Annotated in this window: 11 protein-coding genes; 6 read left to right on the top strand and 5 right to left on the bottom strand. The window is 52.4% G+C overall.

All coding sequences use genetic code 11. From position 1 onward, the window contains the following. Genes L2725_RS00055 through lptM form a run of 4 tightly spaced genes read right to left on the bottom strand, consistent with a single transcriptional unit; the run spans position 1 to position 2,945 of the window. Positions 1-606, bottom strand: a complete 606-nt coding sequence (locus L2725_RS00055) for a DUF484 family protein (protein WP_115138382.1) — start codon at positions 604-606, stop codon at positions 1-3. Between the two features lie 59 nt (positions 607-665). Continuing rightward, the gene (gene dapF / locus L2725_RS00050; protein WP_249246978.1) at positions 666-1,493 is read right to left on the bottom strand and encodes a diaminopimelate epimerase; all 828 of its coding nucleotides are present in this window, start codon (positions 1,491-1,493) and stop codon (positions 666-668) included. Between the two features lie 60 nt (positions 1,494-1,553). After that, a complete protein-coding gene (lysA, locus tag L2725_RS00045; RefSeq protein ID WP_249246977.1) occupies positions 1,554-2,798 on the bottom strand; it encodes a diaminopimelate decarboxylase in 1,245 nt (414 codons plus the stop codon). A 6-nt stretch (positions 2,799-2,804) separates the two neighbouring features. Next, a complete protein-coding gene (gene lptM / locus L2725_RS00040) occupies positions 2,805-2,945 on the bottom strand; it encodes an LPS translocon maturation chaperone LptM (RefSeq protein WP_428848487.1) in 141 nt (46 codons plus the stop codon). Between the two features lie 78 nt (positions 2,946-3,023). On the opposite strand from lptM, the gene cyaY reads away from it, so the two are divergent. Further along, positions 3,024-3,356: an iron donor protein CyaY gene (cyaY, locus tag L2725_RS00035; protein ID WP_115138369.1), complete on the top strand. Its 333-nt coding sequence runs from the start codon at positions 3,024-3,026 to the stop codon at positions 3,354-3,356. 65 nt (positions 3,357-3,421) lie between these two features. Here cyaY and L2725_RS00030 read toward each other — a convergent pair whose 3' ends face one another. Next, positions 3,422-5,917: a class I adenylate cyclase gene (locus L2725_RS00030; RefSeq protein ID WP_428985254.1), complete on the bottom strand. Its 2,496-nt coding sequence runs from the start codon at positions 5,915-5,917 to the stop codon at positions 3,422-3,424. Between the two features lie 246 nt (positions 5,918-6,163). Here L2725_RS00030 and hemC point away from each other — a divergent pair, with 246 nt between their 5' ends. The 5 genes from hemC to L2725_RS00005 form a co-directional block, all read left to right on the top strand. Next, positions 6,164-7,096, top strand: coding sequence for a hydroxymethylbilane synthase (gene hemC, locus L2725_RS00025; protein ID WP_115138370.1), 933 nt, complete (start codon positions 6,164-6,166; stop codon positions 7,094-7,096). A 2-nt stretch (positions 7,097-7,098) separates the two neighbouring features. Continuing rightward, positions 7,099-7,815 (top strand): uroporphyrinogen-III synthase, encoded by a 717-nt coding sequence (locus L2725_RS00020; protein WP_249246976.1) that lies wholly within the window; start codon positions 7,099-7,101, stop codon positions 7,813-7,815. 57 nt (positions 7,816-7,872) lie between these two features. Continuing rightward, positions 7,873-9,066 (top strand): uroporphyrinogen-III C-methyltransferase, encoded by a 1,194-nt coding sequence (locus L2725_RS00015; protein WP_249246975.1) that lies wholly within the window; start codon positions 7,873-7,875, stop codon positions 9,064-9,066. Continuing rightward, entirely contained in the window at positions 9,063-10,226 is a 1,164-nt protein-coding gene (locus L2725_RS00010) for a heme biosynthesis HemY N-terminal domain-containing protein (protein ID WP_249246974.1), read from the top strand. The genes L2725_RS00015 and L2725_RS00010 overlap by 4 nt, the downstream gene beginning before the upstream one ends. A gap of 303 nt (positions 10,227-10,529) precedes the next feature. Beyond that, positions 10,530-14,961, top strand: a 4,432-nt coding sequence (locus L2725_RS00005) for an Ig-like domain-containing protein (protein ID WP_249246973.1), incomplete at its 3' end; no start/stop codon positions are given.

Raw genomic sequence — 14,961 nt, 5'->3', positions numbered from 1 at the left:
TCAGAGTTTGGGTAACAGGTGATCCAGCATCAGTCTCAGTTGGTCCATCAACATATGATCCATCTCGGGATGGAAATGACTGCCGTCATGGCTGGCAATGGCAAAGATAACCCGGCCACACTCTTCTGATAAGCGGGTCAGGGCCACAGAGCCAATTTCAGCACCAAACAATCGCTGTGACTCCGACTGAGTCAATCGACCGAAGTAGTAACCTGTATCCAGCCGTTTTTTCCAGATATCGGCCAGCGCGCTGTCGAGGTCATGCACTGTGATTAAGCGAACATGGCTGAAACCATATTGAGTCTGGAGCCGGGTCGACAGCAGTTGCCGCAGCTCACCCATATCTTCACAGTCCAGCAGCTCACTGGAAAGTTCGCAATTAAATCTGAATATCTTTTCGTTACGGGAAGCCATCGACAGCAGATGAGTGATCTCCTCTTCCAACTGACTGACTCTGGCCCTGAGCATCTCCTGACGACGTTCAACCAGAGACACAGCACCCCGCTCAGCGTGTGGTAACCTGAGTGCCAGCAGCAGCTCAGGATGACGCTGAAAGAAGTCAGGATTATCGAGTAGATACTCACGGATTATCTGCTCATCCAGCATGGCCACGTCGGCCTCGATATCGGAAGTCACAACCTGACTGGCAGGCTGAATGATGTCACTCATAACTGAAATTGTCCGTCAAATACCTGCTCTGCAGGCCCTGTCATCCATAAAGGTTTACCTTCGCCTTCCCAACTGATGGAAAGGCTGCCACCGGGTAAGTCTACCTGAACCAGCTGTCCAAGTTTACCCTGCAATTGGCCTACAACTACGGCGGCACAGGCACCACTGCCACAAGCCAGAGTTTCTGCAGCGCCCCTTTCGTACACTCTCAGTTTAATATGATCTTTGCTAAGTATCTGCATAAAGCCAACATTCACCCCTTTGGGAAAACGTTCGTGGCGGGTCAGCTGACGGCCAATGCCATCGACATCAGCTTCATCGACGTTATCCACATCCATCACGCAGTGAGGATTCCCCATGGAGACAGCACCACACAGGAACGCCTGTTGTCCTGCCTGCAGCAGGTAAGTCTTTTCAGGTTTCTTGGCTTTGAAAGGAATTTGTGAAGGTTCCAGCACAGGAACGCCCATATTAACCGTGACATTACCGTCACGCTCAATTCGCAGCGTCATCTTGCCATTGGCGGTGCTGACACGGATTTTATGCTTGTTGGTCAGTCCTTTATTACGTACAAAGCGGGCGAAACAGCGGGCACCATTACCGCACTGCTCTACTTCGCTGCCATCGGCATTGAAGATACGATAATGGAAATCCAGATCAGGATCATAGGGTGGCTCTACCAGCAGTAACTGGTCAAAGCCGATACCAAAATTTCTGTCAGCCAGACGCTTGATCTGCTCGGGCGAAAAAAACACATTCTGTGTTACGCCATCGACCACCATAAAGTCATTGCCCAGACCGTGCATCTTAGTGAAATGGATCAAAAGAAGGTTCCTTTCGCGACGCCCGCAGACGTCGGCTAACTCATTAACTTAATTGTCAGTTTACGGCAGCAGGTGCTCACCTTGCCAGAGCTGGACTAATTTTTCCCGCTCGCGCACCAGATAATGTTTGTCGCCGTCCACCATGACTTCTGCCACCCGGGGACGGGAATTGTAGTTGGATGCCATGGTAAAACCGTAAGCTCCGGCACTGCGCACTGCAAGCAGATCGCCCGCCTGCACATTCAACTGACGGTTTTTACCGAGGAAGTCACCGGTTTCACACACAGGACCAACAATATCAAACGCCCGGGTTTCACCGGCCCGCGGCGACACGGGAATAATCTTCTGCCAGGCACTGTAGAGGGATGGCCTGATCAGATCATTCATGGCACCGTCGACAATGGCAAAGTTCTTGTCACTGTTCTCTTTGAGATAAAGCACCTGAGTCACAAAGAGTCCGGCATTGGCAGCAATGGCACGGCCCGGCTCAAAAATCAGCGTCAGCTGGCGACCTTCAAATTTAGTCAGCAGGGCTTTGGCATAATCATCAGGGTGAGGAGGAGTCTCTTCGTCGTAGGTCACACCCAGGCCACCACCCACATCAAAGTGCTCAATCACCACGCCCTGCTCTGCCAGCGTATCGATAAGCGCCAACAGGCGATCAACGGCATCCAGAAATGGGTTCAGCTCTGTCAGCTGAGATCCGATATGGCAATCCACACCTTTGACCTTCAGATAAGGCAAAGCGTGAGCGCGCAGGAACAGGCCTTCAGCCTCCTCCATGGCAATACCGAACTTATTCTCTTTCAGTCCGGTAGAGATATAAGGGTGGGTTCCTGCATCGACGTCCGGATTAATGCGCAGGGAGATAGGTGCCTGCATATCCAGCTCACCGGCCACCTCATTCAGGGTTTCCAGTTCAGCCGCAGACTCGACATTGAAGCAGTGAATCCCCGCTCGCAGCGCCTGAGCCATCTCGTCCCGGGTTTTACCCACACCGGAAAACACCACTTTGGCAGGCTCACCTCCAGCCTCCAGCACCCTGGCCAACTCACCGCCTGAAACGATATCAAAACCACTGCCCAGTCTGGCCAGTACATTTAATACCGCCAGATTGGAGTTGGCTTTCACCGCATAACAGATCATATGAGGAACTGAGCCAACTGCTTTATCAAATGCGTGCCAATGACGCTCCAGTGTGGCTCTCGAATACAGATATAAAGGGGTGCCATATTGAGCAGCGATATCCGCTATCTGGCAATCCTCGGCGCAGAGTACATCATCCTTATAGAGAAAGTGATCCAACTTAATTTATTCCTTTGAATTTTGTTCTGTTTGCTCCACCTTGCCTGCCTGATTGTCCTGCATGGCAGGGGCTTTATACAGAGGGCCTTTCTGACCACATCCGACGCTCACTAAACTAGCAAGTAATACCAGTAAAAACAGTCTCATTTTTCTCAACATCTGTGCTTCTGTGGGCAATGGACTTATAATCGCATCCATCAGCGAGAAAGCAAAGGACAGTTACACATGGCTATGACAGATACCGAGTTTCATCAATTAGCCGATGAGATGTTCAATACCATTGAGACGGCTATTGAAAACGCTATAGACGAGCAGGATGCAGACGTGGATATAGACGCCAGTGGTGGTGTGCTCCAGCTGGAATTTGATGACGGCTCCAAAATCGTAATCAACAAGCAGGAACCCCTGCATCAGATCTGGGTTGCGACCAAGTTTGGTGGCTACCACTTCTCATTTGAAAATGGTCAATGGCTGGATATGCGCACCAATGCCGGCGAGTTTATGCCGTTTGTGCAGCAGTCAATCGCCCGCCAAAGTGGGATTCAGGTGAGCTTCTGATACTCCCTGTTACTGACCCAAAGCAGCCATATGGCTGCTTTTTTGTTGCCGATACAGCGGTTCACTCAAAACTCCCTGTTTAGCTCGCGACTGGCGATACCAAATGGTGATAGTGTCAGCTCGCCATTGACCCGCTCAAGCCGGAAAAACTGCGGCATATTGAACCTGATACCCGGTGAGTGTTGAGCTCCGAATACAAACTGGTGGCTGATGCGCTTTACCATGGCGCCAATTTCAGAATTCTTCTGCACAAAGTGCTGCTGGGCATTGTCTTCGTCCAGCACAAACACATCCAGGTCCTGGCCATCCTGACGCAGGAAATACTGAGTCACGCCTTTAGTGGCATAGTGCTGAATCGCCTCAGGCAAGGTCGCCAGTGGCTCATCTGGCAGCGCAGGCCGGGGTAAAGACACCACATGACCTTTCACAAGTTGCTGAAACAGCGACTTGGTATCACTGAGATCCTGCCACACCAGTCCAGTTGTACTGTAGAAAAGCCCATACTGCTCTTTGCCAATCTGGACGGGTTGCATCATGGTTGTTGCCGTTTTGCCGTGATGACTCAATCTGGCATTTTGGCGCAGGAAGTTGAGTACGGTTTGGCTCAACTGAGCCGTCAAACGCTGGGAGTGAGACAACACATCCAGTTTCACTTCTTCCTTCGAGCGTTTTAGCCCGGGAGCCACATAAACCAGCGCCTGAAGCAGAGCCTTATCCCCCTGATAATGGTGAATATGGAACTCCCCCCAGTTATTGATTGAGAGAATATCCACCCCAGCCAACATATTGCGCTTATCCCGACCAAGAGACAGTACGTTGGCATTGAGACGGTCCACCATCATCTCCTGCCCCTGCCATTGACCTGTGGGGTCCTGCTCCAGATTCAACAAGAACAGTACCTGTCTGAAATACCATGGATTACAGAGATCCTGTTTGGACACTTTGATCTCATTGCGTGGCAGCAACGGCAGAATTTGCCGACACAGGCTTTGCAGTCGCCGATCAGGGATCAGATCATCGCCTCTGTCGCGGAACCAGGCGGTCTGCGCTGTAGCCACACCATTGATACAAGCCCAGGCCAATACTGCCGCCAGGGTATCCCCCTGAAACAGCAGCTCCCCTTCGGTATCACCATCATGCTGCATTCTCACCAATAGAAACTGATGCTCATGGATGATTCTCAACCTCTGCTCTGCAACACCACTGCTCCACAATAGGTTGAGCCGTACCAGCTGATCACTGTCACCACTGAAGTAGGTGTGCAGTTTACGGGTCAACATCCCCAGTTCATCTATCCGCATATCACTGTTAAGCTGACGGGAAGCAGCGAATTTGAGCAGGGTCTGATAACTACGGATCATCAGTTCATTCAACTGTCTGTTGAACCACAACAACTGCCCCGCATGCCAGTTCTCGCTGGCATCCAAACGCTGTAACAACTCCTCATCCCAGCCCCAGGCTTCGACCATGCTTCTAAGTTTATAGAAACGCCAGTCGATGCTTTGTTCGCGGGCTGTCAAACGCACACCGCACTTGAGATAAAAACAGCGTCTAACCAGCTCTAAACGTCTGTCGTCTCCCAGTTTGGTCAGGTAGCTTTCAATCCGTTCGTAGAGGATGCAATAAGGATCATTACCGGCAGAGAAATCCCCTTCACAGGTGCGCTTCCAAAGCAGATCTGTCAGCAGTTCCTGATTGGCCTCTCCTGAGGCATAGGCTTCGAGCAAGACCACCTTAAGCAAAGCTTTATGAGGAGCGCCCAGGCCTTTATACAACTGCCACAATGCAGCCCCGAGATACTCTCCGGCCAGCTGCTGATGCACATCTCCCAGCAGCAACAGATCAGGTGCGGCCTGAGCACCAGGCCACCAGGCCACGGTTTTACCCGCCAGGCAGATATGACTGCGGTAGAACTCTTCCAGCAATAGCCAGCGCTGAGCTGTACCACTGTGCTCATGCCCCATCGCTCTGTCCGGGGCATCATCGTCCAGCTTCGACGTAAATTGCCGTGGATGAACCAGATAAAAGTTGGCTTCAAGCTGATACTGCATTAGCCACTGACCGATGAGATCGGCTTTTTCACGCAGCTGCTGCAGCTCATAGGGGCCCAGCTCGGGGTGATGCACCAACCATACATCCAGGTCACTGAAACGGTTCTGGCCAAAGCTGCCACTACTGCCCATGGTGTAGATGCCTTCAATGGCAGGCAAACCAGATGGTGACTCCGGCTCCGGCAGGCCAAGGCTTTTGAGGGTTTCCAGTACTCTGGGGGAAATGCGGTAATCAAAGATGCCGCTGGGAGCGAAGGGGCCGTTGTAACCCGGCAGACCACGGGCATGACAATGAAACAGAGCGGGAATTAATTTCAGCAGCTGACGTTTGAGTGGAGACAACAAGGCCTGTGCCCGTGCAAGCCGTACCTGATTCAGGCGAGCAGCCAGATCCCGGCTACGGGACAGTTTGTCATTGCGACTTCCCGGCAAGGCTTCAATAAACACACCCTCCCCGACACCTGAGTTGTCAGGCGCTGATATGCCGTCAATTAACCTACCGTTTTCCAAATTAATTTCCCGAGAAAAACAACAAGGTCGATGCTATCAGCTTAGCGGTTCGACACAATAGAACGAGATCAAGATCACACTAATTAGCGAGCTATAAGCTGTAAAAAGCAACGTCTCGCTGAAAAATGAAGCGATATTTACTGATAACGACAGGGACAGACTTCAAAGATCCTGCAACCATGACTTTCATCACGGGAGATTAGTGTTTAGCATGTCCGAAATTAAGATCTCAGATGGATTTAGAGCATGTCCCAAAACCTGATTCGTATCGCTACACGCAAGAGCCCACTGGCTATGTGGCAGGCAGAGTTTGTCAAAGCCGAACTGGAACGTATTCACCCTGGCCTGGTAGTTGAATTGCTGCCAATGAGCACCAAAGGTGACATCATCCTTGACACTCCTTTGGCCAAAGTAGGTGGTAAGGGCCTGTTCGTAAAAGAGCTGGAAGTTGCCATGTTGGCCGGTGAAGCAGATATCGCTGTTCACTCCATGAAGGATGTTCCTGTTGAGTTCCCTGAAGGTCTGGGCCTGGAAGTTATCTGTGAGCGTGAAGATCCTCGCGACGCCTTCGTTTCCAACACCTACAAGTCCATCGATGAACTGCCTGAAGGTGCTGTTGTAGGCACATCAAGCCTGCGCCGTCAGTGCCAAATCCGCGCAGCCCGCCCAGACCTGGTTATTAAAGATCTGCGTGGTAACGTGGGAACCCGTCTGGGTAAACTGGACGCCGGTGAGTACGATGCCATCATCCTAGCCGCCGCAGGTCTTATCCGTCTGGAACTGAATGAGCGTATCGCCAGCTTTATCAGCGAAGAAGAGTCTCTGCCGGCAAACGGTCAGGGCGCTGTAGGTATTGAGTGCCGCACTGATGATGAAAGAGTAAAAGCCCTGCTGGCACCACTGGAACACAAAGAAACCCGCCACCGTGTACTGGCAGAACGCGCCATGAACACTCGCCTGGAAGGCGGTTGTCAGGTGCCTATCGGGGCTTTTGCTACGCTTGAAGGTGACACCCTGCACCTGCGTGGTCTGGTAGGCAACCCGGATGGCAGCGAGATCATTCGTGGCGAAGTTACCGGTTCAAGTGCTGATTTTGAACAGCTGGGTATCTCTCTGGCAGAGGAATTGCTGTCAAAGGGTGCCAAGACCATTCTGGATGCCGTTTACAACAAGGCGTAACCATGAAGGTACTGCTGACGCGCCCCGAGGGGCGCAATCAGACTATGTCCACCGCGCTGTCTGAGCGCGGTACTCCCCATTTGGTGACGCCCCTGCTTGGCGTTGAAGCTACTCCCTCCTCCCGCTCCGCCGATGACATCCTCAGCGCCGACATCATTATTTTTGTCAGCACCAATGCCGTGAACTTTGGCACTCAGGCTCTGGATCAGTCCTGGCCTGCCCACATACAGTACTTTGCTGTGGGAAAAGCCACCTGGGAAAGTTTTGCTGCTGCCGGAATTTCCGGCGTCAGAGCCGCAGATGACAATCAGCAAACCGAAGGCTTGCTGGAGCTGGGCGCATTGCAGCATGTCGATGGAAAGAAAGTTGTTATTGTGCGGGGAAATGGTGGCCGGGAACTGCTGGCACAGACGCTGACATCTCGTGGCGCCACTGTCGAATTCTGGGAAGTATATCGCCGCACCTGTCCGGATTATGATGCCGCTCAAGTATGCCGCGAGTGGCAAGAGTTCGGTATTGATACCATAGTAATAACCAGCCCTGACATGCTGGAAAACCTTATCACACTGGTACCAAAAGAATTATTTCCATGGCTGAGCGCATGTCATATCATAGTACCCAGTAGCCGGGCCGAAGCGCAGGCCATCGCTAGGGGATTGACCCATGTCACCAACGCCGGTGCCGCACATGCGGAGGCCATGCTGGCAGCTCTGAAATGACATACCCTTGATGGCATAGCGCACGGTCGTTGCATTTTCGCCATCAAGGACTGTTTCATGGACAACAAACCGCCCAAGTCCCAGGAAGCTGAAAACAATCAGCAAGAGCCTGTAGAATCGATCACCCGGGACATTCCCCCTGAAACACCCACTGAACCGGAAACTCCGGAGCCAGTGGTCACTCCCCAACCTGTAGTCAATGAATCCACTGCCACGGCACCTGCAGCGCCTCGTCGCTGGGGATTAGCCTTATTGGCACTATTGGGACTTCTGCTAAGCCTTCTGGCTCTGGCCGGAGGCCTGTATCTGTACGACCAGTTCAACAAACAAAACCTGCGACTGAATGAACAGTTAGCTCAGCAGGACAAAGCCATGCAACAGGCGTTGGCAGGTCCTCAATCTCAGTTGGCGACGTTAAGCCAACAGCAGCGACAAACCGCTGCGGAACTGGCACAACTGGAGTCTCTCCCGGAGCAACACAGAGAACTGAGTGAGCGCCTGACCTCGTTGGCGAAACGAAATCCAAACCATTGGCAGGCAGCAGAAGCCAACTATCTGGTAACCATGGCAGGCCGCAAACTTTGGCTGGAGCAAGACTCCCTGACTGCAGCGGGACTGCTGGAGGCGGCCGATCAACGTATTGCCGCCATGAAAGATCCCTCTTTGCTGCCGCTGCGTAAAGCGCTGGCCAGGGACATTGCCGCCGTAAAAGCAATTAAGCAGGCTGATATTGCCGGAACCGCTTTCACCCTGGATGAGATCATCAATAATCTGGACACGCTGCCGCTGAACCGTGCAGACGCTCAGGCCGGCCTCATTCCTCAAGAGCAAAATAATGAGCTGTCGGATTCTGTTTCTGACTGGCAAGCCAATCTCTACAAAACCTGGCAGGCGTTACTGGATGACTTTATCGTTATTCGTACAAGGACAACTGACACCGCACCTTTGCTGACACCAGAACAACAGTGGTATCTGGTTGAAAATATCCGCAGCAAGCTGCTGCAGGCACAGCTGGCTCTGTATCGGGGCGATGAAGTGAACTACCGCAGCTCACTTAAAATGGCCCATAACTGGCTGTATCAGTACTACGACCTGTCCTCTCCAGAAGTTGAATCTACCCTGGAAGTACTGAAAGTAATGGAGACGCTGAAGCTGTCACCCGTCACCCTCAATCGTTTTGCCTCTTCATCCCTGCTGAAACAATTGACCGAGCTGGGTGAACTGCAACCGGCAGAGGGAGAGTCTCTATGATCAGGGCGCTGGCTTTTCTTATCATTATTTTACTGGGTCTGTGTTTAAACCCATTTATGGTGGGCAATACGGGCTATGTCTATGTTGCGATTGCGGATAAACAGATTGAAACCAGTCTGGTGTTTGCCACATTCCTGCTGGTTTTGGCTTTCGGTCTGCTGCAATTGGTCGAATGGCTGCTGATCCGCCTACTCACCCTGATGATAAACAGTCGCCTGTTACCCGAACGCTGGCGCCGTAATGCTGCCCGTAAAAACACCCTGCTGGGCGCACTGGCACTGGCCGAAGAGAACTGGCAACAGGCTGAAGTTTCAATGGCCAAAGGCGCCCAAAAGGGTGAGCTACCGGCACTGAATCTGCTTGCGGCGGCCCGCGCGGCCCAGCATCAGCAAAATTATGAGCAGCGGGATCTTTACCTCACTGAAGCCGAAACCTACCCTCAGGCGCAGCAAGCTGTGCGTACCAGCCGGGTGCGCTATTTAATGCAGCAACAGGCCTGGGACGAAGCGGCCCGCGAGCTGGATAAGCTACACCCTGGACCACGCAGCAGTGTTCCAGTACTTAAATTGGCACTTGAGCTATACCGCCAAGAAAAAAGCTGGGGAGAGCTACTGAAACTCATCCCTGTTCTGAAGAAAAAACAGATATCCACACCTGAAGAGTTGGCTGCACTGGAGCACACTGTTCACACTCATCGACTGGAGCATGCCAGTGAGGCCGGACTGCCACAATTGGAACTTACATGGGGTGACGTGCCACGAACGCAACAGGACTCAGATCTGTTAGCGCTTTATTGTCGGGGACTTGCAAAGTTCAATCAGGGTGAGAAAGCGATCAAGCTGCTACTCAAATCTCTGAAAAAACACCTGCACCCAGAACTGATAGTCACTCTGGCGGAGATAGCGCCAACCGACAATGACAGCGCCATTAAGTTTCTTTCCGATATCGCCGTAGCAGAAGAAAATAACGCAGCCTACCAGGAAGCCATGGCCAAATTGAATCAACGTCGTCGGGAGTTCAAACAGGCTAAATTGCATTGGCAACGTGTATGTGAATTGGCTCCAAGCCGTCAATCATGGTTAGCTTTAGGTGAGCTTCAGCAGCAATTGGGAGACAATCTGACCGCCCTGAATAGCTTTCATCATGCTGCAAAAATGTGAATAATCAGCTGTTTGGGTAGATATTGTATAATCTCTGCCCAAACAGGAAATCACACAAAATTCTGACGCCAACCAGACCAAACACATCAATCGTCTAATTATTACCCAAAAAGTAATATTACAATCCAAATCAAGCCCGCCAAACCACACAAACCAACATAAAAACGTTTATCAAACAACACTTTAACCTACGTCAATAAATTGACCCTATAGCTTGCAACAAAATACCATTAGATGCTTGGTTGGGCATCGCCCAACCCGAATCAGAAAAACGGACTTTTTGAGGCTGTTGGGAGCAATGAAATGGGAACTTACACCACACCTAAAGCAGGTCAACTGACATATGTAAACGGAAGCATATCCGTTGATACCGGAGAACTTGAACTCCAACTGCAGTCTGGTGAAAGGTTTGAACAGGGCAGCATCTTGGTGATCGACGACAATGCTGAATTTGAAATCCTGTTCGACGACGGCAGCACGCTGTCCAATGAAACGGCGTCTTTCAATCCAGATACTCCCATAGAAGAAGACGATGCCTTACTGGCAGAAATCGATGCCCTTCAGCAACAAATCCTTGATGGTGATGATCCAACAGAAGGCTTGCCGGAAACTGCAGCCGGAGATGGGGGCAATCAGGGCCACGCTGGATTCAGCAATATTGATCGCAGCGGCGGCGAAACTTTCGGCAGTGCCGGCTATGACTCAAATGCCACCAACGTCGGCTTTCAGGGCGGTAACGGTGAAGAAGAGTTCCTGACATCATTTATTGAATCTCTGACACTGGATCTGTCTGCTCCAGACAACAGCTCGGACAACACACCTGTCATCACAGGCACGACCAACGCCGCGCCGGGAAGCACTGTGACTATCGTCGTGACAGACTCAGAGGGAAATCAGCAAACCATCTCTGCAATCGTTCAACCTGACGGTTCATTCAGTGCCGAGGTAACCGAGCCGTTACCAGATGGCAGCTATGACGTCGACGGCACAGTGATCGACAGCAATAACAACACAGCCAACGATTCAGACGTCGGAGATGTGGATACAACAGCCCCAGCGGTATCTGTCGCAATCACCAATGACCAGAATAATGATGGATACATCAATGAAGCTGAACTTGGCGACAGTGTTAGCTTCGTCGTGTCACTGGGAGAAGGCACGGCGGTCGGCGACACTCTGATCATCACCGATCAGAACGGCCAGGTTATCTTTGAGGGCCCTGTTACTCAAGATATGCTGGATAACGGCCTGCAACTTTCCCCCCCAACTCCGGAAAACGGCGCCAGCCTGGAGATAACCGCCACGGTGACGGATCCGGCTGGTAACAGCGCGACAGGTTCTGACAGCGCCACCGTTGACACGACGACTGACAATGATGGCGATGGCGTGACTGTCTCTATTACTGACATCACTGAAGACTCTGGTGTCGACGGCGACTTCATCACCAGCGATCAAACTCTGGTGATTTCCGGTCAGGTTGATCTGGGCGACAACAACACCCTGACCGTGAACTTTAATGGCGTGAATTACACGCTGGCGGATGCTGAGCTCACTGTCGATGCCGATGGCAACTGGAGCCTGGATGTGACCGGCACTGAGCTGGCAGACGGCACCTACACGGTTACGGCCACAGTCACCGATGCACAGGGCAACACCTCGACGGTGACTCAGGATGTAGTGATTGATACCACTGCCGACAATGATGGCGACGGTGTAACTGTCTCTATTACTGACATCACTGAAGACTCTGGTGTCGACGGCGATTTCATCACCAACGATCAAACTCTGGTGATTTCCGGTCAGATCGACACGGGCGACAACAACACCCTGACCGTGAACTTTAATGGCGTGAATTACACGCTGGCGGATGCCGAGCTGACCGTTGATGCCGACGGCAACTGGACGCTGGATGTGACCGGCACTGAGCTGGCAGACGGCACTTATACCGTCACCGCCACAGTCACTGATGCACAGGGCAACACCTCAACCGCCACCCAGAACGTGGTTATTGATACCACTGCCGACAACGATGGTGACGGTGTGACTGTCTCTATTACTGACATCACTGAAGACTCTGGTATCGACGGCGACTTCATCACCAACGATCAAACCCTGGTGATTTCCGGTCAGGTTGACCTGGGCGACAACAACACCCTGACCGTGAACTTCAATGGCAAAGATTACACGGTCGGTGATGGCTTCCTGACGGTGGATGCTAACGGCAACTGGACACTGGATGTGACCGACACTGAGCTGGAAGACGGCACCTACATGGTTACGGCCACTGTGACTGATGCACAGGGCAACACTTCCACTGTCACTCAGAACGTGGTGATTGATACCACTGCCGACAATGATGGCGATGGCGTGACCGTCTCTATTACTGACATCACTGAAGATTCCGGTATCGATGGCGATTTCATCACCAACGATCAAACTCTGGTGATTTCCGGTCAGGTTGACCTGGGTGACAACAACACCCTGACCGTGAACTTCAATGGCAAAGATTACACGGTCGATGATGGCTTCCTGACGGTAGATGCTAACGGCAACTGGACACTGGATGTGACCGGCACTGAGCTGGAAGACGGCACCTACACGGTTACGGCCACTGTGACTGATGCACAGGGCAACACCTCGACAGTGACTCAGAATGTGGTGATTGATATCACTGCCGATAACGATGGCGATGGCGTCACTGTCTCTATTACTGACATCACTGAAGATTCCGGTATTGATGGCGATTTCATCACCAACGATCAAACCCTGGTGATTTCCGGCCAGGTTGACCTGGGCGACAACAACACCCTGACCGTGAACTTCAATGGCGTGAATTACACGCTGGCGGATGCTGAGCTCACTGTCGATGCCAACGGCAACTGGAGCCTGGATGTGACCGGTACTGAGCTGGCAGACGGCACTTATACCGTCACGGCCACAGTCACCGATGCACAGGGCAACACCTCAACCGCCACCCAGAACGTGGTGATTGATACCACTGCCGATAACGATGGCGATGGCGTGACCATCTCCATCACTGACATCACTGAAGACTCTGGTGTCGACGGCGACTTCATCACCAACGATCAAACCCTGGTGATTTCCGGTCAGGTCGACCTGGGAGACAACAACACCCTGACCGTCAACTTCAACGGCGTGAATTACACACTGGCGGATGCTGAGCTCACTGTCGATGCCAACGGCAACTGGAGCCTGGATGTGACCGGCACTGAGCTGGCAGACGGAACTTATACCGTCACGGCCACTGTGACTGATGTACAGGGCAACACCTCAACCGTTACTCAGGATGTAGTGATTGACACCACCGCCGACAATGATGGCGACGGCGTGACCGTCTCTATTACTGACATCACTGAAGACTCTGGTGTCGACGGCGACTTCATCACCAACGATCAAACCCTGGTGATTTCCGGTCAGGTCGACCTGGGCGACAACAACACCCTGACCGTGAACTTTAATGGCGTGAATTACACGCTGGCGGATACTGAGCTCACTGTCGATGCCAACGGCAACTGGACACTGGATGTGACCGGCACTGAGCTGGCAGACGGTACCTACACAGTCACCGCCACAGTCACCGATGCACAGGGCAACACCTCGACGGTGACTCAGGATGTAGTGATTGATACCACTGCCGACAATGATGGCGATGGCGTGACCGTCTCTATTACTGACATCACTGAAGACTCTGGCATTGACGGCGACTTCATCACCAACGATCAAACCCTGGTGATTTCCGGTCAGGTCGACATGGGCGACAACAACACCATGACCGTGAACTTCAATGGCAAAGATTACACGGTCGGTGATGGCTTCCTCAGTGTCGATGCCAACGGCAACTGGACGCTGGATGTGACCGGCACTGAACTGGCAGACGGCACCTACACGGTTACTGCCACAGTCACTGATGCACAGGGCAACACTTCCACTGTGACTCAGGATGTGGTGATTGATCTTCAGGGACCCGCAGCCAGCATTGATCTCAATCCTATCGTCATCGGCGATGACAACGTCATCAACCAGGCTGAAAGCGAAGACACTGTCACCCTCACCGGTACGGTAGGCGGTGACGTTAAGGTTGGCGACACTGTCACCCTGACGCTGGGCGATGGCACCATAGCCTCTACCACCGTCATTGATTTGGGTGACGGCCTGCTTGGCTTCACCGTTGATGTCGACGCCAGCGCACTGGCCGATGCAGGCAGCAACAGCATTACCGCGTCGGTTACCACTATTGATGCCGCCGGTAACAGCACTTCAGTTTCCGACAAAGAAGAGTATTTAGTAGATGTATCTTCCCCGTCACTGAACATCGACATTGCTGCCGATGCCCTCAATGAAGGCCAGACCTCACTGGTGACTTTCACCTTCAGCGAAGCCATCAAAGGCTTTGAGCTGGGCGACATCACTGTGGTCGGTGGTGTACTCACCAATCTGGTCAGCACAGATGGTGGCATCACCTGGACTGCCACCTTCACTCCGGATAACAATTTCACCGGCACCGCCAGTGTCACGGTGGCCGACGACACCTACACAGATCTGAATGGCAATGCCGGCACCGGTAACTCCGATACCACAGCCGTAGACACCCTGGCCCCAACCTTGAACATCGACATTGCTGCCGATGCCCTCAATGAAGGCCAGACCTCACTGGTGACTTTCACCTTCAGCGAAGCCATCAAAGGCTTTGAGCTGGGCGACATCACTGTGGTCG

Source organism: Shewanella corallii (assembly GCF_023349125.1).
Lineage (GTDB): Bacteria > Pseudomonadota > Gammaproteobacteria > Enterobacterales > Shewanellaceae > Shewanella > Shewanella corallii.
This window is presented reverse-complemented; position numbering and strand designations above follow the sequence as displayed.